Source organism: Paenarthrobacter nicotinovorans, from assembly GCF_021919345.1.
In the GTDB taxonomy this organism is placed as follows: domain Bacteria; phylum Actinomycetota; class Actinomycetes; order Actinomycetales; family Micrococcaceae; genus Arthrobacter; species Arthrobacter nicotinovorans.
On sequence record NZ_CP089293.1, the window covers coordinates 3264201 to 3285280 of the forward strand.

Sequence of the window (21080 nt, forward strand, 5' to 3'; positions counted from 1 at the left end):
GGGCGCCTTCGGGCCGGTCTTTTTGGGGGAAAACGTGCACACCATCATGCCTATCTTTGGGACCCGGCCGGAAGCCATCAAGATGGCTCCAATTGTCCGTGCACTGATGGAGTCGGAGCTCTTCGAGTGCGTAGTGACGGTCACGGGCCAGCACCGGGAAATGCTGGATCAGGTCAACGAGCTTTTTGGGATCACCCCGGACCACGACCTCAACATTCTTCAGCCGGGCCAGTCCCTCACGGACATCATGACCCGCACCATGAGTGGACTCGACTCCCTGTTTGCTGCTGGAAAGCCGGATGCGGTGATCGTCCAGGGCGACACCACTACCTCCACCGCCGGCGCCATCGCAGCGTTCTATCACGGCATTCCCGTGGTCCACGTGGAGGCCGGCCTTCGCAGCGGTAACCTGCTCTCCCCGTTCCCGGAGGAGGCAAACCGGAAGATCACCAGCCAGATCGCATCCCTGCACCTGGCACCAACCACCACCAGCCGGGCGAACCTGCTGGCCGAGGGTGTTGCTGCAGCTGACATCGTGGTGACTGGCAACTCGGTGATCGACGCATTGCTGACCACCGTGGACAAGCAAGTGCCGTTCTCTGACCCTGCGTTGGAGTCGCTTGCTGTGAGTGGCCGCCGCATTCTTCTGGTCACCACGCACCGCCGCGAGAACCAAGGTGATGCCATGCGCGGAGTGGGCCGGGCCCTTGCCCGGATCGCCGACGCCGAGCCCGAACTGACGATCGTTCTGCCTGCGCACAAGAACCCCGTGGTCCGTGAAGCCGTGTTACCTGCGTTGGAAGGGAAGCCGAACGTTCTGGTTACCGAGCCCTTGGCCTACGGCGAGTTCACCCGCATGCTCTCCCTGGCCCACGTTGTCCTGACCGACTCGGGCGGAGTCCAGGAGGAAGCACCGAGCCTCGGCAAGCCTGTACTGGTGATGCGCGACAACACAGAGCGCCCCGAGGCCGTTGAAGCCGGGACGGTGGCACTGATCGGCACGGATGAAGAGCGGATCGAGGCTGAGGTGGGCCGGCTGCTCCACGATGAGTTGCACTTCGACGCCATGGCGAACGCGGTGAACCCGTATGGGGATGGGCTCGCTGCCGAGCGGACTATTGCCGCTATCGCTGAGCTGCTGGGAGTGGGTCGGCGCGTGGAGGAGTTCGGGATGGAGCGGGTGGGTTAGGCGCAGCTCCTGCCCGTGGAAGAAGCTTCGATGGCAGGCATCGGCGCCCAACGGGGTCTACTGGGAGTACCCGTTCGGGTTAGACGACTGCCAGCGCCAGTGATCCTCGCACATCTGCGCCAAATCACGCCGTGCCGACCACCCAAGGTCAGCTAAGGCTGCTGAAGCATCCGCATAGCTGATAGCGGCATCACCGGGCCTCCGCGCTACTACTTCGTACCGGATAGTCCGTTCAGCTGCCGTGCTGAACGCTTTGATTACGTCCAGCACAGAAGAGCCTCGCCCCGTTCCCAAGTTCCACTTGAAAGCACCGCAATTGTTGGATACGTGGTTCAGAGCGGCAAGATGCCCCTCGGCGAGATCCATCACGTGTATGTAGTCACGGACACCAGTGCCATCATGAGTTGGATAGTCGGCGCCGAAAACGAACACTTTCTCCCGCAGCCCCACTGCAACTTGAGCAACGTAGGGCAAGAGGTTATTGGGCACTCCTCGTGGCGATTCTCCGATGAGTCCCGACTCGTGGGCTCCGACAGGATTGAAATAGCGAAGAAGTGCCACGCCCCAGCTGGGATCTGCTGCGCACAGATCGCTTAAGATGTCCTCAATCTGTTCCTTGGTGCGGCCATATGGATTGGTCGCATCCAAGGGCAATTTCTCAGTAAGTGGAACATTCTCAGAATTTCCATAAACAGTCGCCGACGAACTGAAGACGAGCCTACGGACACCAGCCTTCTGCATTCCTCGAAGAAGGTTGATTGTTCCAACGATGTTTGTCTCGTAGTAAGTGAGGGGATCAGCAACCGATTCTCCTACAGCTTTCAGCCCTGCAAAGTGAACTACGGCGTCAAAATCACCCCGATTGAGGACAGACTCGACAGCGCCGGCATCCAATAGCTCGACACATTCGAAGAGTATGGTCCCCCCGGTCAGACGTTCAACTCTTTTCAAGGACTCTTGGCTTGAGTTGGAAAGATTGTCCAGCACAACCACTTCGTGGCCCTGTTGGAGCAAGCAAAGGACGGTGTGCGACCCAATGTATCCGGCGCCGCCGGTGACCAGTACCTTCATATTTCGATTCTATTGCGAGGCAGCGGCCTGAACAGTTCGGTTACTTTTTTGTTCGATGAACTCTTGGCTACAGTCGACCTCGAGGGCTCTGGCTCGTCAACTGTCCGCATCCCCCGAAGCAGCCGCCTCAGGCATCGGCGAAATCGCCGACCGGCAAGCGGGTCGGGGCCACCGCATGCGGAGTGCATCCGCGCAAGGTAGGTTCAACCGAGAAGCCTACCCTGCCGCTACAACACCTAGCTGCTATGCAAAGCCGCTACCGCGGGACAGTTCGGCGTAGTGATGTGCTAGCTACGTGAAGGGGGCAGCTAGAATAGACTCGATCCGCAGCTCAGCTGTTGGCACGTCAGCGCAACAAAAATTATCAGGGGGACCCCGGTTTGGATCTACGCGACTACCTGCGAATGGTGCGGCGAAATTGGATTCTGATTACATCGTTGACTTTAGCTGGGCTTCTGGTGGGTGGGACGGCGACAGCGCTGACCGCTCCTACGTATACGTCCGAGGCAGAGCTCTTCGTCTCCATTCAGAATTCAGGGTCAGTCCAGGAACTCCAGCAAGGAAACACGTTCAGCCAAGCACGAGTACAGTCTTATGTTAAGACTGTGTCCACGCCAGTTGTTCTGCAACCCGCGATCGATGCGCTGGGTCTGAACGAATCTGCGGAAGATCTATCCAAGCGAGTCAAAGCGAGTGCTGACCTAAACACGGTATTGATAAGCATTACCGCCTCCGATAAGTCTCCGGTCCAAGCGGCCGCAATTGCTCAAGCCGTCGCTAACAGCCTCGTGACCGCTGTCGAGTCTCTGGAACGCCCAAAAACTGGTGGCACCTCGCCAGTGGGACTTTCCATAATCACACCGGCGCAGGCTCCCACGAGCCCCTCCGCGCCAAATGCCAGGACCAACCTGCTCCTTGGCCTTGTAGTCGGCCTCGCTCTCGGCATCGCTGCCAGCATCACACGAAGCCTGCTGGATAGCCGCATTCGCGGTGAAGCGGACCTCCGCCATGCAACGGATGCCCCACTGCTAGGCGGGATATCTTTCGACCCTGCAGCGACTAAACAGCCGCTTCTGACGCAGACCGGCTCTCAAAGCCCCCGAGCTGAGTCATTTCGACAGCTCCGCACGAACCTGCAATTCACTAATGTCACAGGCAATGCCAAGACTGTGCTCGTTACGTCATCACTTCCTGGCGAGGGTAAGAGCACAACCGCAACAAACCTCGCAATCGCGATGGCTGAAGCTGGCCAGAGCGTATGTCTCATTGATGGTGACCTACGCCGCCCGATGGTCAACGAGTATCTCGGTTTGGACAGAAGCGCGGGTTTGACCACCGCGCTCATTGGCAACGCGGACATCAATGACTTGCTCCAACCTTGGGGTGAGGACAATCTATTCGTCCTCACCTCCGGCCAAATTCCACCAAACCCAAGCGAGCTTCTTGGCTCTACGGAAATGAGCAACCTGCTCGAACGTCTGGAAACTGTTTTCGATGCCGTAATCATAGATGCGCCTCCTCTGCTTCCTGTTACAGACGCCGCCGTTCTTGGACGGAACGTCGGTGGCGTAGTTCTCGTTGTCAGTGTCCAGAAAACGACTCAACAGGAAGTCCAGAAATCCATGGCCGCGCTGAGCATGGTCAACGCGAATCTTCTTGGCATTGTTTTGAACCGCCTTCCAATCAAGGGTCCGGATGCTTATGGATACGGCTACTACGGAAGCATTGAAAGCACTGCCAAAACTCGTCGGGCTCAACGCTCTGAAGTTCCCGCCCGGCTGGACGATTCGACCCCGGAGCCACCCGCCAGAGCAGCCCAGCGGTTCCCTGCCTCGCATATGGACGACATCCGGGGTTAGCTAAGGGTTCAGCTCTCTAGCGCTTGGGATCCTGGTCGGGTTCGATATATCTAACGGGACAGATTGGCCAATTCTCTTGTCAACTCCGCTCATTGGTACTAGGTGCGCTGAACGACAGCCGTAGTCCTCCAGACCCGCAGCCCCTATTATCTTGCTGCTCCGGACCAAAAATTGGACAGTTGCAGCGAAGATGCCGAGTTGCCAGCCACTCGCAGAAGCTCGCGTCACTCGGTCGAGTTGGCGCCGCTGTACCTTCACGCATCCCAGCTCGCAGTTCTTCTTTTAGAGACAAAGAGACCAAGACGCAAAGACCCTGACAGGCACTGTCACGGTTCTACTCAGGGGAATTCCTTTTGCCTACTTCGAACTGCAAGCCGCCACTGAGTGTCAGGCAAGAGGAACGGATTATCCGCCCTAAGCCGCCGAAGTGCCTATCCTCCAAGTAACGGGCATGGGCTGTAGGTCGCAACAACGCCGGCTATTCCAGTTAGACGTTCGGGCCCCCGGAAACGCTAGCTCCCTCTCTACGCAGTAAACGCGCATTCGGGCCGGAACGTCGGTGCAGCGGCCTCCCGGTCGACCTGCGCGACAACACCGTGAGTGAAACTGCAAGCATGAGGTACAGGGCAGCTTCTGCCAGTAATGCGCCTTGAGCACCTGCAAGAAATGCGCCCACCGGCCCCAGCCCAAAACCCAAGATAGTCACGACGATTCTTACTATCGTCGCCCGCCACGTAACGCCTTGGACGCGCAAAAAAACTGTGGGAACCACTGATAAGCCTGCAAAAAATCTGTTGAGGGCTGTCGCCCCAAACAGCCCCACCATAATGACCCATGTCTCGCCGAATAAACCAGCACCAAGTCGCGCAGGTAGGTTGGCTAGAACAAGGTACGTTGCACCCACTGTTACCGCCACCAACAACGACATCGCAGCCATCCTGCGCCAGTAGGATCTCCTTCTCAGCAGATGATTAGGGCGAAGATCCCGCAAAACCATAGTCCGAAGGAAATTAATGGCGAGGCTTGTCATGCCGAAGATGGACAATGCCGACCGATAAGCGGCAAGCTCAGGACCACTTGCGTAGAAATTGAGAATCAGAGTAATGGAATACCCGAGGACGGCCCCCAAGACAGCTTCGGAAACGAACGAGGAATTCAGCCTCCAGTGTCTCGCCAGCCATTGAATGCCTGCTCCGAATCTGGGCAGCAAACGAAAAGCAAACATTGCGACCGCGCCCAGCAGGGTAGCCGACGCGCCCAGGAATAAGAGCATGCCGCTACCGTCCAGGCCAAGCGTCCCCGCGACGAAAATACCCGAGCAACTGGCCACCGTATATGTCGCGTCGAGGGCGAGAAGACCCGCAGTCCGCCCAGTCGAGATAGCGGCAAAGCGCACGCTGTCTTGGATCAGAAGACCAAATTGGGCCACGGCAAGAGATAAGTAGAAATCGGCACTCTGTGGAATGGTAAAGGCCAGGGCTATCATGACGGCCCCAATAGCAATGGCAACTACCAGGGACAGACCAAGAGAATTCCCTCTTTCGTCCGCCGCAAAATTCTCCCGTGTTGAACGAACCAAAAGCGTTTCGCCGCTCAGAGCCCTCACGAGACTTTGAATCAGTACTGCTGTCGACAGCCCAAGGACAAAGGTTCCCAACTGCTCCGGAGAGAGAAATTGAGCGGCTAAGACAAGGAAAAGAATACTAGCTAGGCTGAGCACACCTTGATCTATAAAGCCCAGGGAGTATCTAAGGAGCCTCAAGTAACTTGGCCCTCAACTGATTTGACTGGAATAAGCAAACGAAGCAGTATCGCAGAATAGAGAAGTACCACAATAATATTCCAGAATATAGATCGCCCCAGAAATGCCATCATTCCGAAAGCAATAAATGGCACGAAGACATGGATTCTTCGCAGAAGCCCGGCGATTAGAAAAACACACGCGAACGCAATAGCAAAAATCAAGACCCTTACGAAAAGGTCGGGATCATACGCGTCGGCCCAAGGGTTTCCGGCTACACCAACATTCGTGAACTTACGTTCGGCGAACTCATCGGCGTACAGGGTGACGGGGTAAGGTCGCAGTGGAGAAGGTAACAATAGAACCCACTGTTGGAGTATGGAAGTCGCCCCCAGGGACTCTGCGGTATAGAGGCCCAGACTCAACGGAAGCAATGAACTGGTTGGCAGTATCCACTCATTGAAACCAACCAAATCGTTCGTAGACCACAAGGTTGGAAGCCAGGTAAATGCAGAGATTCCTAATATCGCGGCCACCGTTAGCCAGAGCTTATGACGGCCCGATTTAATTGCGAAGAAGGCGGCGCACAGGGCAGCCACCATGAGCACGCTGAAGTAATTCCGGGATCCCGCGATAAGACTAGGGCCCCAAAATATTCCTAGAATAGCCAAAGCCCTGAAGCGATACCTCTTGACTGTCATTGACACGCTGACCAAGATGATTCCGATCACCAAGGCCAATACGATACCAAAAAGCCCATTCCCCACCCAGAACTCTTGCTTGAAACTGTGACGACCACTGCTTAGAACAGCACCCAGGTTAGCGGCTAGGAACGCAGCGTCATGAAGACCAACGAGGAGGCCAGCCCAGAGAACGATCTCGATACGCTTGTGAACTGAATTGACACTGTTACGCCCGACGGCGGAAAACACTCTCCATCCATCCGCGAGGGCGTTTTGAAACTTTTGGGCAATACCGAGAACCAGAGTGAGTCCAAGTGCTGTGAGCAACGTAAGCGTCTGTTCATGTGCAACAGCTTCGTAGCTAGAAAGTGGTGGGCGGGGAAAGAACGTCACCCCATTTAATGCGCCAATATATGCCCCTAAAGCGTAAGGGTAGTTCAGCAGAGTTGCAATGGCAACGGCCCGGGCATTGCGGACCGCCAGCGCGGTGACGATCGTTATCACGGGCGCTAGGACCATCCCAACCGACTTCGACTCATTCCAAAGAAGGTATGCCGCGACGACTATCCCAACGCCAATGAGGCTGGTAATTGCCGCAGAATACGGGGCACGAATTGTCGCGGCTCCAGCCTCAGTTTGGTTCTGTATGAGTCTCACAGTGACTTGCCTATTATGCCCTCAGCCCGGCCGAGCAAGATCTGCCAATTGTCTTGGAAGGTCTCGCGACCCAGCCGGACTTGCAGTATTAATCTTCCAAGCGAGCGGATGAGCAGTGTGCATCGCCCCCTCAACGAGTAGTTTCTGGCGAACACCCTGCCAGTGCCACGTGCGTAGTTACGTAGCCTGCGACGGCTATTCTCTGCCGACAGAGTCGGCATAGTGGCCTCAACAAGCGCGTACCCCGGGACGTAAACAACTGAATGACCTTGCTGAAGCCCGCGAAGCAACAGATCCGTACCCTCTCCAGACTGCCAGGGTGTATCCGCACCGAGCCCCAGAGATTCGTCATAGCCGCCCACTCCGCGGAGAAATTCAGGGGTGAGAAAATAGCACGCTTCTATCGAGCTTCGCCAGACGTTTCGTGGTGTTAGGTCTATTTGGCGGTCCGGGAAGTCAATGCGGTGTTCGCCATCGACCTCTTCGGGAAGCAGTCGTCCGCTTCCGGCGGCGGCACCTTCCCGGATTGCTTGCGTTACGGAATCGCTGACGTCACCATCAAGCCACACGTCATCGTCAGGCAGGAGAACGACATCCCATCCGTCACGAAGCGCCCTCAAACCCGCGTTGCGAGCCTTGGCCAATCCCGGCGGCGATGCAACAACCTCTATCTTTGAACGAAGAGGTCCGTCATAGCGCTCCAATAATTTCTGCGATTCAAGCCCCGGGCCTTGGTCTACGACGACAATCTGCAAGTATTCAAAGCGCTGCAGTTCGAGCGACCCCACAAGTCGCAGAATCCCCTCGCTTGGGCGCAAACTTGGAATCACGACCGAAACAGAAACCGGCTCAGGGCGTGAAGGTGCTTCCGATGCCATCACGGAGCCTCTACACTCGATCGGGCGGTGCTGTTCAACAATGACTCCAAGACTCGTACTCTGCTTGCTCTAATGGATTCACTCGCCGCGAAGATGCGAGCATCGTATGCCTCCCGGGCTACGGGATCTGTCATCAATCGCCGTACGATGTCCTCAACATCACTGGTTGAAAAGCTGTGCACGTTGAAGACAAAGTCGCCCAGTCCCAGATCCTCGAAGGCTCCGAATCCTTTCCGTTCGTAGGCCAGGTGCACCACGTAGTGGCCGGCCTGAATGGCCATCAAAGCAGCGTGCAGACGAACGGCGACGACCACTCGGGCAGATGTCGGCGATCCGATGAACTCGTCGTAAGTGCAGATCTTGGATGGTTTTAGGCTTCGAACTGCTAATTCGTCGTTATTGCCAGCCACTGCACTTTGGACATACCCATCGAAGTCACCGATTTGGCCGGCCAAGACGACGGCTCCTTCAGGTACACCGCCCCTGTGTTCACGCACGCTGATTACGGGCGTAAGAACGTTGACGTCTGGATGGACCTTCCGCTTCATCGCAAGCAGTGCCAGATCCGAGGCCCGAGCAACTTGTCCCACCCCGAATTGCTCAAGGCTTCGGTTGTCCCGTACCCAGACTCTGTTCAGCTTAGCGAGCAGGAACCGCAACGGCCGTCCGAACCCAAAGCGTGCTGGGCCAATGCTCTGCGGCAAATAGACAGTCGGCGGGATGCTGGCAGCAGCCGCCAGGAGTTGCGGGCCCATGACGAGCAAGGTCTTGAGACACTCGACTGGTGTGCCAAACCTGAGGTATCCACCACCCACTCCGACAACGAGGTCGTAGTCCCGGAATCTACTCAGAAGTAGACGTAGATATTTGGTGTCGTACCCCAAATAGGAGGGTTTCGAGCAGTATGACTTGAGCCCTGTGTAGCGAAAAGACTCCGGATACGAGGTGACCAGGTCAATCCGTGCCTCCTCACCGTGCACCTCGCGAATCATTTGCAAGGACTCGTCTACGAGAAGACCGTCCCCTCTGTTGATTGAACTGTAGCCGTGAAGAAGCAGAATTCGCGTCGCACTCATGTCAATAGACTCCTGTATATAGCGACGTGCCTGCTTACGCTCTCATCCCACGAAAACTTGGATGCCCAGCTTCTTCCCTGTTCACGGACGTCCCGCCGCCAAGCTGTGTCGTCAAGGGCTGCCACGATGCCGTCGCCGATAGCTTGCCTGTCGGTCCCCTGAAGTATCCAGGCCGGTCCGGCTACTTCCTTGAGAGACCCGCGGTCAGTTGTGATCACGGGCGCACCCGATGCCATGGCTTCCAATACCGGGAATCCGAAACCTTCGTAGAGACTAGGAAACACAAAGGCTGCGCAGCGACTCATGAGTGCCGCGCGATCCTCGTTGCTGACAAAGCCTAAATAGATAGTGCGAGTGGCTTTAGTAATTGCATCCATCGACTCCGAGAAGTTCCAAGCCGGCTTGCCAGCGAGGACGAGGCGTGGGAGATCGCGGTTGGTTTCTACAGCTTGGATCAGCTCGATGAGATTCTTTCTTGGCTCAATATTTCCGACGTAAAGGAGAAACTCTTCCGGGACGAGGCCAGCAATGGAGTCCGAGTATTCTTCGTTATGCGCGAACATGGATTGACTGATGCCATGGGGTATCACCGAGATTAGTGCTCTATCCAACTTGAAAACCGTTGAGACATCGTCTGCACTAGATTCTGAGACCGTTATGACGTGATCGCAGTTGCGGATAGCCGCGCCCACTCTGGCCCGCCAAATGAAGTCCTGCTGTGAGCTCCTAGCAGTCGATATCCAACGGCTTGCCACGCCATGAACGGTCACGACCGAAGGCATCCGCGGAGAAAGAAGTGGGCCAGTATCTGCCACAAAATGTACGACCGATTCAGGTGCGTACTTCCTAGAGTCGATCGACTCCGTGACCATGGTTGAAATCGGGTTACTGCCCGATCGGAGACGATCTATCTCAACACCGTGCTCCGGAAGCCTGGTTGCAATTTCCCTGGCGTACGTCGTGTTGCCCCCGACATTCCGATCTAGGATTCGACTTGGCATAACGACCCTCACGGCGCAACACCCGCATGTCCTGAGTAGAGGCCGTGCCAAGCTTTTTCCTGACTCGACTCATTCATTGCATCGAGGAGATGAACAGACTTTTCAACTAGCATGGCGCGAAATTCGGGATCAAGATGAGACTTCTCCAGGGCTGCGACGACATCCTCAGGGGTAGTTACCTGGTAAGCTCCGGATTCCGCAAGGGCGTCTATCTCCCGGGCGACAATTGGCAGTCCTCGAGCCGCAGCGTCAAGAATGCTGATCGGAAAGCCCTCGTAAGCAGCGGTGTGAACGTAGTAGTCACCGGCGTCAAGCTCAGCGATCAACTCATCGCTTTCCTTCCATCCGGCTATCTGCACTCCTTGGGACGCTAATGACTGCCTGAGGTCAGGTTCCCCGTCTCCGATCCACCGAAATTCCCAATCAGAAAGCGTAGAACTGGAGGCAGCAAGTCTCGCGATCTCCCCAAAGAAGCTCGGATCCTTCTGTTTGCAAATCCGCCCAACCATGACCACACGCTTGACCCTGTTGGTCACCTCGTCTCGACCGTCTAGGCTCTCGAGCAGGTCGCAGCTGGGTGCATTTGGAACATAAACGCATTCGGCATTGGAATTGAGCTGCATCGTCAAAGTTCGTTCGTGGGGGGACAGTACAACCGTTGCATGAGAACGGAAACTCAGCATTTTCTCGGCGAACCTAAACAGCCACTTCTTAGCAGGCTCTAAGGTGACATCGTCAAACTTATAGCAGTGCGGCTGATAAATGATCTTTGCCCTAAGACGCGTGAGGCGGCCATAGGCGCCGGCCCAGCTTGAATGCAAGTGGACATAGTCCGGTCGAAATTCTGCGACAGCCTTGCGAACCTCTAGGGTTCGACCAATCGTGCCGCTCGACTGAAATCGACGGGCTTCCAAAACACCAGCCGAAAAATCTTGATCCTGGCCGTCAACTAGCAAGTAGTGCTGATGTTCGCTGGTCAGATCGACGAGCTTTCTTATGGCTCGGCTCACCCCACCATAATGACACTCCGTCACGTGCAAAATCTTGGCCATGTCCCCCACGAGAGCCCCAGACTCTCAGTCCTTTGGTTTGGTACGGATGATGTTCGTAGTTTCCCGACAACGCGTGCATTACGCAAGTAGCTGGTTGACCTAAGCTCGGTAAGCCGTAGGCCGGCCTGCCCAAAAAATCAGCCCTACGCTTGGGTCACACCCTTGGGAGAGTCTCGGGCTCGCCCAGAAAATGCTATGGGTTGCAGCTTCAGCGCGCCAACCCACAGTCGTAATGACGAAATCTTGAGAGGCGATGGAGCAGCGACCACTCGGATATGGAAGGCTTGAGACAGTCTACGCTGCAGAACATCCCTCTAGATGCCACCAACGTCCTGGGGTTAACAAGCAGGTTAATTGAGCTAACATCCTCGTTGGATGCTTGTGACCATTGGCGGCTCCATAATTGATGAAAGGCTGCTTCCTTTGGGGGAAAACGACTGGAGAATCCGCCACTCACGGCGGCTCGCGCTTGTAGATGGGTTCGTAGTCACGTGGGCTGTGATAGGTGCATACATCGGTAGGTTCGGCTACACGACGGATCCTCTTCCGTCGGATCACGAGTTTGCCTACGTTCTACTCTCTATTGGGCTCGCCATCGCATGGTGGTTCATGTTGGGTGCTTGGAGCAGTCGACATAGCCGGATACTCGGAGCCGGCCCCGACGAATATAAACGTGTCGCGGCCGCCACTCTTTGGCTGTTCGGTCTCGTTGCAATTGTTTCGTACGTTCTCCGAGTGGACACGGCACGTGGCTACGTGGCAATCGCGCTGCCAGTCGGACTCGCAGGTCTACTCCTTGCTCGCTGGCTGTTGCGCCAGCATCTCAGTGTCGCTAGGCAACGTGGGGGGAGCATGTCGCGTCTCCTCCTGCTTGGAGGCCCCAGCGCGGTAGCACATTTGGCCTCCTCACTTCATCGTGAGAAGCACGCGGGATACCTCCCCGTAGCTGCATACATTCCCGGCGGTCCGGAGAGCATTTCCGTCGAACCCGGCTCAAACCTTCCCATACTCGGACACGCAACCGATACGGCCTCAGTGTTGGAAGCTATTGACGAATGCAAAGCCGACGCCGTGGCGGTGTCAGCCGGCGTTCAGTTGCACCCTCAAACGATCCGGCACCTCGGATGGGAACTTGCAGCTCGCAATATTGGCTTGATCATGGCCCCCGCACTAACTGATATCGCCGGCCCTCGAATTCATACGCAGCAAGTAGCAGGTCTGCCCCTAATTCACGTAACAACGCCAACGCTGGAAGGGGGCCAGCGTGTTGCCAAACGTCTGTTCGACGTCGTAGTTTCCGGTCTCCTGATCTTGGTTACAGCACCTTTGATGGGATTCATTGCCGTCCTCGTTCGGGCTGATAGCAAGGGTCCGGTGTTGTTCAAACAAGATCGCGTCGGAATGGAAGGGCGCCACTTTCAGATGGTTAAGTTCCGCTCCATGGTTGTCGATGCTGAGTCGCGTCTTTCCGAACTCCAGCATCGCAATGAGGGCCAAGGAGTCCTTTTCAAGATAAAGAACGACCCTCGAATCACTCGCGTAGGCCTTACGCTACGGAAGTACAGCCTGGATGAACTCCCCCAACTGTTCAACATTTTTGCCGGATCTATGAGTCTGGTCGGACCCCGCCCCCCGCTTCCCCGTGAAGTGGAGGCGTACGAGAGTGATGTACGCCGGAGACTCTTGGTCAAGCCCGGCCTAACGGGCCTATGGCAGGTTAGCGGCCGGTCAAATCTCTCATGGCAGGACTCTGTGCGACTAGACCTCTACTATGTGGAGAATTGGTCGTTGGCTGGCGATCTAGTGATCATCCTGCGAACGGTGAGGGCCGTCTTCCACAGCACCGGCGCGTACTAAGCGTGTTCTGATCTGACTCAATCCAAAAGAGGTTATGGCTGCATGTCCCCGAATTCTGGCAGTAACGTCACTCGTTCCAAGCGCAAGATTCGACAGCGCCTCAAAATTGCAGGCATCTGGTCAGCAGCCATAGCGATAGTCCTGATTGCCGCATCTGCTTGGCTTGGCTCAAGGGCGGCGATCGTAAAAACAGAACTGCATGCCGCCACTCAGTTACTTCCGAACCTCAAGACCGCAGTAGCCGAAAATGATGCGGTAGCAGCGACGGAAACAGTCGAGACACTTGTCCAACACACCGGAAAGGCGCGTGACGCAGCAAGTGACCCCCTCTGGAAGGCGGCCGCTGTCCTACCCTGGATCGGCCCGAATCTTCAGGCGGCCAGTGAAGTTGCCACGTCTGCCGACGATGTTGCTCGACTCGGAGCAACGCCACTTGTCAAAGCGTTTCAATCGCTCGACTGGAAGGCTCTCACTCCCACCAACGGTCCCATGGACCTTGCCCCGTTGGAAGCGGCTGCGCCAATGGTCGATTCGGCAGCTTACGCGGTCCGCGAATCGGTTCAGCGGCTCAACCACATTCCGACAGATAGCTTGATGGCAGAGGTTTCGGCACCACTCATTGATGCCCGCGAGAAGTTGACGGACCTTCAAGGCGAGCTCGATTCTGCCGCCGACGCAGCCAAACTTGCTCCCAACATGCTTGGCGCCAACTCGCCACGGCGGTACCTCTTGCTTATGCAAAACAACGCGGAGATACGAGCGACGGGTGGAATCCCTGGAGCCGTGGCAGTTCTCGACGTTGACAAGGGAAGCCTAAAACTTGAGTCGCAAACGAGCGCAGCGGCCCTCGGATCTTTTGTGCCTCCAATTGCCGTTGATGCTGAACAGCAAGCAATCTATTCAGGGCGGATTGGCAAATTCATGCAAGACGTCAACTTAACGCCAGACTTTGCCACAAGTGCCCGCACAGCCCAGGCCATGTGGGAAAAGAGCACCGGCGAGCGTCTTGACGGCGTGCTGTCGCTGGATCCAGTCGCGCTGAGCTTCATACTCGACGCTACGGGCCCGGTGCAGATCAAGGATCCCGTTGTTCAGCAGATTGGCCGTGATCTACCCGCGCAACTGACTGGTAAGAACGTCGTGCAGACACTGCTGTCAGATGCTTACGCCAAAATCGATGAGCCCAAGCTTCAGGATGTCTACTTCGCGGGCGCGGCAAAGGAGATTTTCGGGGCTCTTTCTTCGGGAAAGACCGACCCCAAGAAGCTTATGGAGGCCCTCTCAAGAGGCGCCGAGGAACGACGCATACTCTTGTGGTCCGCTGCAGTCGAAGAAGAGAGCACTATAGGTCAGTACGCTCTCGGCGGTATGGTCTCGGGTGCTTCCATTTCACCAGCCCAGTTTGGGGTTTACTTCAACGATGGGACTGGCGCCAAGATGGATTACTGGGTCAAACGCTCAGTTCAGATAGTGAAGGACTGCACGCGGGATGGCTACCGGGAGGTCACCGTCAGGGTCACCAGTACGAACTCGGCCCCGATCGACGCTGCCAAGTCCCTGCCAGCGTACGTCACAGGCGGCGGAGCCTTCGGCATCCCGGCTGGGTCAGTACAAACCAATGTCGTAGCTTATGGCCCCGTCCAGTCGAATATTGACACGGTTGTCAAAGATGGTGAAAAAGTACCGTTCGCAGCGCAGAGGCACAGTCAACGCGCGGTCGGCACATCCACAATCAGGCTTGCTCCCGGTCAAAGCACGACCCTTGACTTCAATTTCGGCCACATCGTCCAGGACTCGGAGCCGAAGGTAGTTGTTACACCGACGACACAGCCAGTCGAGGATGTGATCCAAGCCACATCTAAGTCCACTTGTGAATAGCCAGGGACCGGCACGTTAATCCTTTGTAACGGGTATGGATTTTCTTTGCTGCTAGGAGCCATCAAATGGTAAGTTCTATTTGGGCAGCACACTGAGATTTCGCTTACGGTCACGTAGGGTCTCGGAAATCTCCAAACACCACGTCGTACCACTTAAGGTCTCAGGGGGGACACACATGAGGAAATCTCTTGCAGCGCTTACGCTTGCAGGCTCCATCGCACTTCTCGGCGCAGTTCCGGCCGTAGCAAACAACGCCAATTACCCGGCACCTAACACCAGCGTCGCCGTTTCCGACGCCTCCGTAGCTCCGGGTGAAGCATTTGTCTTCAGCGGCACGGGTTTTACTCCGGGTGAGGGCATCACGATCACCGTGACGCCGACGGGCACGCCGGCTGCCAGTGGCAGCAGCGTTTCTGCCGGAAGCCTTTCGGTAGCTGCGCGTATCCCGCTGGCTCCGTCTACCCTCTCGGCTACGGCGGACGGTAACGGCGCATTCTCAGCTCCGATCGTCATCAACGAACCTGGCGCGTACTCGGTTACTGCTACCGGCAACTCATCCGGTGTAACTGTAGGCCCGGTAACTGTTGTCGTCGGCGGTGCCGCACTTTCCAACACTGGTGGGAGCACCGGAACCGGCACTGGCACCGGTCTGGCTAACACAGGCGGGGTTCCGCTGGCTAACACTGGTGCTGACTCCAGCCTCATCCTGTGGTCCCTCGTGGGCGCAGGTGCATTGGCAGCTGGTACGGCATCCGTCGTAGTGGCTCGCCGCCGCGCAAAGGGCACTGAAGTTTCTGCCTAGTAACACCTGAACCACTCTAGGGTGGGTTGCTGACAAGTTCATTGTTGGCAGCCCACCCTTAGTTTGTGTTTACTCATCCCGCGGCGCTGTGGTATCCATAGGAACCATGGGGCGGCATTGGCAAAGACGTAGGTGGAGTGTCGCCCTGCGTAACCCTTCTTTGCTGCCATCTCTGGGACTCGTCACCTTTCCGAAGTATGTCCTGCTCGGCCTCCTGGCCGTTGCGGCTTTTAGCGCCAGCATCTGGTCTCTCGCTCGAACTACCTGAAGGCCCGATTGAAAAACTCATTGTTCTGGCGAGCAGGACTGGCAAGCTACCTGATTGCCCTCGCTGCGGTCGGCTTCTGGCCGACACCTGTAGATAAACCAGTCCAAGGAAATCTCGCCGCTCTTCTGAAATTCCTCCACAGTAACGGGGTGCCCGGCTGGTTTGACTATCACTTCGTCGAGGCCTCCGCCAACGTAGCCTTGTTTATTCCATTTGGAATTCTGTCTGCAATGGCACTCCCAGCAAGATCGTGGTGGCAACTCTCCGTGTTCGGCCTGCTTGTCTCCGTTTGCATGGAAGGGGTACAACTGCTCTTCATAGCGGGCCGCTTTTCAAGCTTCATCGACGTTGTCACAAATACAGTCGGAGCCGTCATTGGCATTTCATTAGTCCGCCTTATCGCGCTAGCACTGCCTAAAATGCCGGATTGCACGGCACAGCCCAGGTAGGTTGGCTTCCTAACGGCACCCACAACGCTTCACTCAAACTTTAGGGTTTCTTGCCCCCCCCCCCCCAATCCGGGGGACTAGATGGCATGCATCGGGCCTCTCCCCCGACCCAAGCGACTGCTCCAAGGTGAAAACTATCGTGAAGTAGGCATCAGCTTTCCGCTCTTTGCGACAGGCACCCAGTATGCGCCAGCAGGGCCGGGCGACAGCAACCTCACTAGAACTTGTTTCTGTCAGCGCGACTCCACCAAACCGGGTATGAGCCCTGCAGCGGCGCCCGGAGGTTCCCTGTGGGCACAACTCCCACAAAGGCTAGAACGTAAAGCATGCAGGCGCCCTGTTGTGAGCGGCAGACTTCCCCACGGGACTGAAGCCCTTCTCCCGGACGTGCCGCTGCAACGTTTGCCCTCAGAACAGCCTCTAGCCCTAGACGTACGCCAACCGCCTCCAGCGCGCCATAACGAGCTTACGGTGCGGCCAGAGCCTCCTTGAGCACCGGGACCAGGGCTACGGCGTACTGCTTAGTGGTGTGTACGGTGTCCCGCTTTACCGGAACGTTCTGAACGAACGCCGGGCAATAGTCGGTCGAACCACAGAACCAGCCGCGCGTATCAATAAACTTGGCTCCCGCTGCCATCGCCGCTTCAGACATCGCCGCGGCGGTGATGTAGAAATTTTGGGGGATCTGGTACATACAATCCCGTGGAGTACTCGTTCGTGTGGCGCATTCGGCAGGTGCTTTGCCGGACGGCGGGGCCGTTATTACGACAAGTTGCGCACCGCTCGGCTTCAACGCTGAATGGATACTTGTCGTCGCGTTACGCCATTCGGGGCCTGCACTTGCCTCGGCCGTCCCGGATGCCAGGCGCCCGAGAACTCCAGACGTATTGGTCAAGAAAATGATTGAGGGTTTGATTGTGTTGATCTCAGCTATGGCGGCCGACCTGAATGCGCTGCATTGCTCCGTGAAACCCTCACGGTCGTCCTTCACTTCCAGATCCAGCATGACGCAACCAGCTTTGGTCATGCCACGAATGTTGTACTCGTCTGCCAGTGCCTCACGGAGGGTGGGCAGCAGGGTTATTCCGGTGGAATCCCCGAATACGACAGCTGTCTTAGGCTTCCCTGTGTCGTAAATGCAGGTGGCCTTGGACAGGTCAGTATTACCCTAGCCGTCGCGATCTTCGTCCGGTCTGCCAGCGTCCATTATGTTATCGAATGAGGGGCTCAACGTCGGCCACGACGTTGCAGCCAACGCAGAGTTAATCTCAACCTGCAGCCGGGCCGCATTAGTGTTCGTTGCGGGACGATCAGATGAGGCTTTCGTGGGAGATGCAGGAGCCGGCACCCCGGCCACGATAGCTGGCGCTGTGTGACGTAGGGACAGTGGCACGACGACCACGACGCCCACCGCAAGCGCTCCCAGCACGAAGAGCGCCGACCGTGAAGTCCCGTGGACGGCTTTCCCGCTACGCCGCGGTCTCCACCCTCCACCCCTGTACGCCCGCATTAGATACCTTTGGGCTGGTAGTTCGATGAATTCATATGACGTCCACGCCAAGAATGCGATCAGTACTAGCACCACGGGGTAGTACATAAGGTCATCTTTCGGCCACAACGCGCCAATCAAGATGATCACGGGGAAGTGCCAAAGGTATAGCGAGTACGAAGCATTTCCGATGTAAGCGGAGACCTTGTTGGTCGAGCGTGAATCCAGGTACATTGCCACCCGTTCCAGCCACGATGATCAAAGCCGTTGAAAGCACGGGAAGCCCTGCCCAAGGCGCGGGGAACGTAAAGGATTTAGCGATAATAACGAGGCTCAGCGCCACGCCTGCCACGCCAGTCCACCCCAGGACAGATCGAAGCGTTTGCCCAATGGTATTGAACATGGGCGCAATGACGGCAAGTAGCGCTCCAACGCCAAGCTCCCATGCGCGGGAAGCCGTCGAAAAATAGGCCCAAGGTGCGTGGGTTGCGATCTCGGCCATCGCCCAAAGAAACGAAACAAGCGCGAGACCGAAGAGAACGGTCGCTAGGGGCGTATCTTCGTCGAAGCGCCGACGCACCGAACTTGGCAGCGATACCCAAGACCAGGACGAGGACCCAAGGCCAAACAAAGTAGAACTGCTCTTCAACGCCAAGAGACCAGTAGTGCTGCAAGGAAGAGATCGGGCTGTCTTCGGCCCAATAGTCCGTGCCGCTCGAGGCAAAGCGCCAGTTGGCCGAGAATAGAAGCGCCCATACGCCGTCCTGAAGCACGCCACTGGCTCGCGCGGCGAAGAAAACGAAGTAGCTAGCTGTGACCGTAATGACTATGGTCGCGGTGCTGGCGGGGAGAATTCGAGCCACCCGCCGGACGTAGAAGTCCCTAAACGAAATCGTGCCCTTCATCTCGTGTTCCCGCATCAGGCCAAGCGTTATGACAAAGCCCGAGATGACGAAGAAGACGTCCACACCAACGAATCCTCCTCCCGGCAAGCCGGTTAGGTGGTTCGCGACGACAGCCAATACCGCGACAGCGCGGAGCCCATGGATATCAAGTCGTTTACTGGATGGCTTCCTCGCGCGTTGACTTGAGAGGCTGGATTTGGTCAGCGTCGATTGCGCCATGTTTCCCCCGCTGTTGGATCTGAGACTAGGTATATCCTACGGGACCAATTCGAAGGCTACTTATTACCAGTCCTGGACCTTGTAATAAGTAGCCGCGAAACGGGCCAGATTGTGCGTCTAGTCGAAATCCACGCCAAGCATTCAATAATTTTGAAAAGTAGCCTTATGATTATGCGGGCGGCACGCTCCAACTCAATGTTGCCCAAACAGGGGCGTGCCGCTCCCTCGTGAACTTGGGTACCTGAGTGCAGAACCAAGGACGTCTGCAAAGAGAACCAGCATTGCTGCTGTAGAAAGGACATCGCTTGCCATACATCGACATCAATCCTCAGAAGTCAAAGCCGAAGTGGCCTGCCTACGCTGGGCTCACAGCCCTCCTCGTTGCAACTATCGCAGTCGTGTCCTATGTGCTGACACATCACTAACCCCACCCAACCTCCCGCGCCCGCACTCCATCAACGATCTCCCGCCTACATGATTGTGGTGGACGTATGGCTCGCCAGGTAGTGGCACCACGGTGCCGTCGGCGACGCTGGCGGCCTGATGCCGGAACGGCTCGAGCCACTGTCGGCGAAGCTACGGGCGTTCGAACAGCCCTCCGAGGAAGCGCGTCAAATCCTCGGCGACTCTCTCCGGACACTCCCAGAGCACCAGATGACCGGTCGCCTCGTAGATCTGGACTCGTGCGCCCTTGATGCGGCCAACCAGGGTTTCCTGATGCTGTCGCGGCACAAGGTGATCGTGGGCGCCCCAAAGCATCAGCGTCGGGACGGAAATCTCGCCGGTCTCCGTTGGGGGAACGGCCTCGCAGAATCCTCGCAGTGAAGCCTTCCAAATCGAGGCTGGCATGGCTAGACCGTCCTGTACTCGGTCCTCAATGTATGAGGTCGGCACGGCGTGCAGCATTCTGTACCAGGCCAAAGACTCACGAACCCAGTTCTCTGAGATCGGGTCAGTAAGCCGCTCCACCTCGGCCGCAAATGGTGGCCTTCCGTGGAGCGTCAGGGGTGCGCCTACCAACGTCAAGGATGCGACACGGTCCGGATGAGAGACAGCGAGTTGCTGGGCTACGTAACCACCGCTGGATGAACCCAGGACATGTGCCTGTTTGGCGCCGAGCACCTCCAGCATGCCGACGACGTCCTCAACAACGTTAGGAAGCGAGTAGCCGCTGCTGGGTTTGTCGGCCGCGCCATGACCCCGCAAGCCAGGTGCCACAATCACCAACCCCGGGAGGGCCGCAATGAGGCGATCGAAACTCCGCCAGGATTCGCCCCAGGCGTGTAGGAGCAGCAGTGGTGCGCCGCCGTCGTCGGCTGTTTGTTCAAGGTTCCCTTGCACAAAACAAGGCACGCTGATCCCGGTGTTCAGGGATAAGGTCCTGACTTCGGACTCCATTGCCTCAGCGTACGCTCGCCCGGCCGCTGGCAGGAAGGATGTGCTAACCCCGCCCAACCTCCCAAGCCCGCATTCCATCCGCGATCTCCCCTGCATGGGTGTGGTGGAGGTAGTGCTCGCCGGGGATGGGCACCACGGTGCCGTCGGTGACGCTGGCGGCCTGGCGCCGGTGCAGCTCGAGCCACTCCGGGTTCTGTTTGTTCTCCGCAACCGCGAACAGCAGCAGCGGCAGATCCTTCGGGAAGCCGGTTCCCAGGGCGCGCTGGAAGTTCGAGCCTATGTGCTCCATCTCGTTGAGGTACGTGGGCGACATCGAATTCCGGTTGGTGAGCATCTGCATTTGATCATTTGCATAGTCCGAGTAGGCGGGGTTGTTGTCGTCCGCGAACGCGATAGCAGTGAGTACCCGGAGCAGGCCAAGGTTCTTCGCCGCTGACATCAGGCCCGTGGGGAATTGCGTATCGGTGCCCGGTTGCCACAGTGGTCGTCGCCAATGCCAGCGCCACCACGGCTCCGATGGCGGAGACTGTCACGAGCAACTTTTTAACTGACCTCTTCAAACATCCTTAGCAACAGCCGGACCCAGAAGAGTGAGAGCATGTACCGGA

The 21080-nt window shown here is 57.0% G+C and carries 18 protein-coding genes and 1 pseudogene; 6 read left to right on the forward strand and 13 right to left on the reverse strand.

Annotated elements, in window-relative coordinates; genetic code table 11:
* Positions 1-46: 46 nt before the first annotated feature.
* The gene (gene wecB / locus JMY29_RS15175) at positions 47-1189 is read left to right on the forward strand and encodes a non-hydrolyzing UDP-N-acetylglucosamine 2-epimerase (protein WP_233460909.1); all 1143 of its coding nucleotides are present in this window, start codon (positions 47-49) and stop codon (positions 1187-1189) included.
* 57 nt (positions 1190-1246) lie between these two features.
* Here wecB and galE read toward each other — a convergent pair whose 3' ends face one another.
* Positions 1247-2260, reverse strand: a complete 1014-nt coding sequence (gene galE, locus JMY29_RS15180) for a UDP-glucose 4-epimerase GalE (RefSeq protein WP_189075332.1) — start codon at positions 2258-2260, stop codon at positions 1247-1249.
* A 380-nt stretch (positions 2261-2640) separates the two neighbouring features.
* Between galE and JMY29_RS15185 the strand changes: the two genes are divergently transcribed.
* Positions 2641-4119 (forward strand): polysaccharide biosynthesis tyrosine autokinase, encoded by a 1479-nt coding sequence (locus JMY29_RS15185; protein ID WP_189075450.1) that lies wholly within the window; start codon positions 2641-2643, stop codon positions 4117-4119.
* A 487-nt stretch (positions 4120-4606) separates the two neighbouring features.
* Here JMY29_RS15185 and JMY29_RS15190 read toward each other — a convergent pair whose 3' ends face one another.
* The 7 genes and pseudogenes from JMY29_RS15190 to JMY29_RS15215 all read right to left on the reverse strand — a co-directional run bounded on the left by JMY29_RS15190 (position 4607) and on the right by JMY29_RS15215 (position 11207).
* On the reverse strand, positions 4607-5839 hold the full coding sequence (locus JMY29_RS15190; protein ID WP_189075333.1) for an MATE family efflux transporter: 1233 nt from the start codon (positions 5837-5839) through the stop codon (positions 4607-4609).
* 38 nt (positions 5840-5877) lie between these two features.
* Positions 5878-7047 carry a hypothetical protein gene (locus JMY29_RS15195; protein ID WP_189075334.1) on the reverse strand — a complete coding sequence of 390 codons (1170 nt, stop codon included), beginning with the start codon at positions 7045-7047 and terminating at the stop codon, positions 5878-5880.
* Between the two features lie 149 nt (positions 7048-7196).
* The gene (locus tag JMY29_RS15200; protein ID WP_189075335.1) at positions 7197-8078 is read right to left on the reverse strand and encodes a glycosyltransferase family 2 protein; all 882 of its coding nucleotides are present in this window, start codon (positions 8076-8078) and stop codon (positions 7197-7199) included.
* The gene (locus JMY29_RS15205; protein WP_189075336.1) at positions 8078-9154 is read right to left on the reverse strand and encodes a polysaccharide pyruvyl transferase family protein; all 1077 of its coding nucleotides are present in this window, start codon (positions 9152-9154) and stop codon (positions 8078-8080) included. Before JMY29_RS15205 ends, JMY29_RS15200 begins: the two co-directional genes overlap by 1 nt.
* Positions 9151-9717, reverse strand: coding sequence for a glycosyltransferase family 4 protein (locus tag JMY29_RS15210; protein ID WP_229778565.1), 567 nt, complete (start codon positions 9715-9717; stop codon positions 9151-9153). The genes JMY29_RS15205 and JMY29_RS15210 overlap by 4 nt, the downstream gene beginning before the upstream one ends.
* Positions 9718-9786: 69 nt before the next feature.
* Positions 9787-10155: pseudogene (locus tag JMY29_RS20985) on the reverse strand (hypothetical protein); the annotation flags it as partial.
* Between the two features lie 8 nt (positions 10156-10163).
* Entirely contained in the window at positions 10164-11207 is a 1044-nt protein-coding gene (locus JMY29_RS15215) for a glycosyltransferase (protein WP_189075338.1), read from the reverse strand.
* 375 nt (positions 11208-11582) lie between these two features.
* Here JMY29_RS15215 and JMY29_RS15220 point away from each other — a divergent pair, with 375 nt between their 5' ends.
* From JMY29_RS15220 to JMY29_RS15235, 4 genes are all read left to right on the forward strand, one after another.
* Complete coding sequence (locus JMY29_RS15220; protein WP_189075339.1) at positions 11583-13064, forward strand: sugar transferase; 1482 nt, start codon at positions 11583-11585, stop codon at positions 13062-13064.
* A gap of 42 nt (positions 13065-13106) precedes the next feature.
* On the forward strand, positions 13107-14942 hold the full coding sequence (locus JMY29_RS15225) for a DUF4012 domain-containing protein (RefSeq protein ID WP_189075340.1): 1836 nt from the start codon (positions 13107-13109) through the stop codon (positions 14940-14942).
* A gap of 175 nt (positions 14943-15117) precedes the next feature.
* The gene (locus JMY29_RS15230) at positions 15118-15744 is read left to right on the forward strand and encodes an LPXTG cell wall anchor domain-containing protein (protein WP_189075341.1); all 627 of its coding nucleotides are present in this window, start codon (positions 15118-15120) and stop codon (positions 15742-15744) included.
* Positions 15745-16020: 276 nt separating this feature from the next.
* Positions 16021-16461 (forward strand): VanZ family protein, encoded by a 441-nt coding sequence (locus tag JMY29_RS15235; protein WP_189075342.1) that lies wholly within the window; start codon positions 16021-16023, stop codon positions 16459-16461.
* 466 nt (positions 16462-16927) lie between these two features.
* Here JMY29_RS15235 and JMY29_RS15240 read toward each other — a convergent pair whose 3' ends face one another.
* The 5 genes from JMY29_RS15240 to JMY29_RS15255 all read right to left on the reverse strand — a co-directional run bounded on the left by JMY29_RS15240 (position 16928) and on the right by JMY29_RS15255 (position 20911).
* A complete protein-coding gene (locus JMY29_RS15240; RefSeq protein WP_227453731.1) occupies positions 16928-17617 on the reverse strand; it encodes an SGNH hydrolase domain-containing protein in 690 nt (229 codons plus the stop codon).
* Positions 17618-17629: 12 nt separating this feature from the next.
* Entirely contained in the window at positions 17630-18184 is a 555-nt protein-coding gene (locus JMY29_RS20990) for an acyltransferase family protein (protein WP_370584031.1), read from the reverse strand.
* Between the two features lie 80 nt (positions 18185-18264).
* A complete protein-coding gene (locus JMY29_RS15245; protein WP_189075344.1) occupies positions 18265-19074 on the reverse strand; it encodes an acyltransferase family protein in 810 nt (269 codons plus the stop codon).
* 576 nt (positions 19075-19650) lie between these two features.
* On the reverse strand, positions 19651-20472 hold the full coding sequence (locus JMY29_RS15250) for an alpha/beta fold hydrolase (RefSeq protein ID WP_189075345.1): 822 nt from the start codon (positions 20470-20472) through the stop codon (positions 19651-19653).
* 43 nt (positions 20473-20515) lie between these two features.
* The gene (locus JMY29_RS15255; RefSeq protein WP_227453552.1) at positions 20516-20911 is read right to left on the reverse strand and encodes a hypothetical protein; all 396 of its coding nucleotides are present in this window, start codon (positions 20909-20911) and stop codon (positions 20516-20518) included.
* Positions 20912-21080 lie beyond the last annotated feature (169 nt).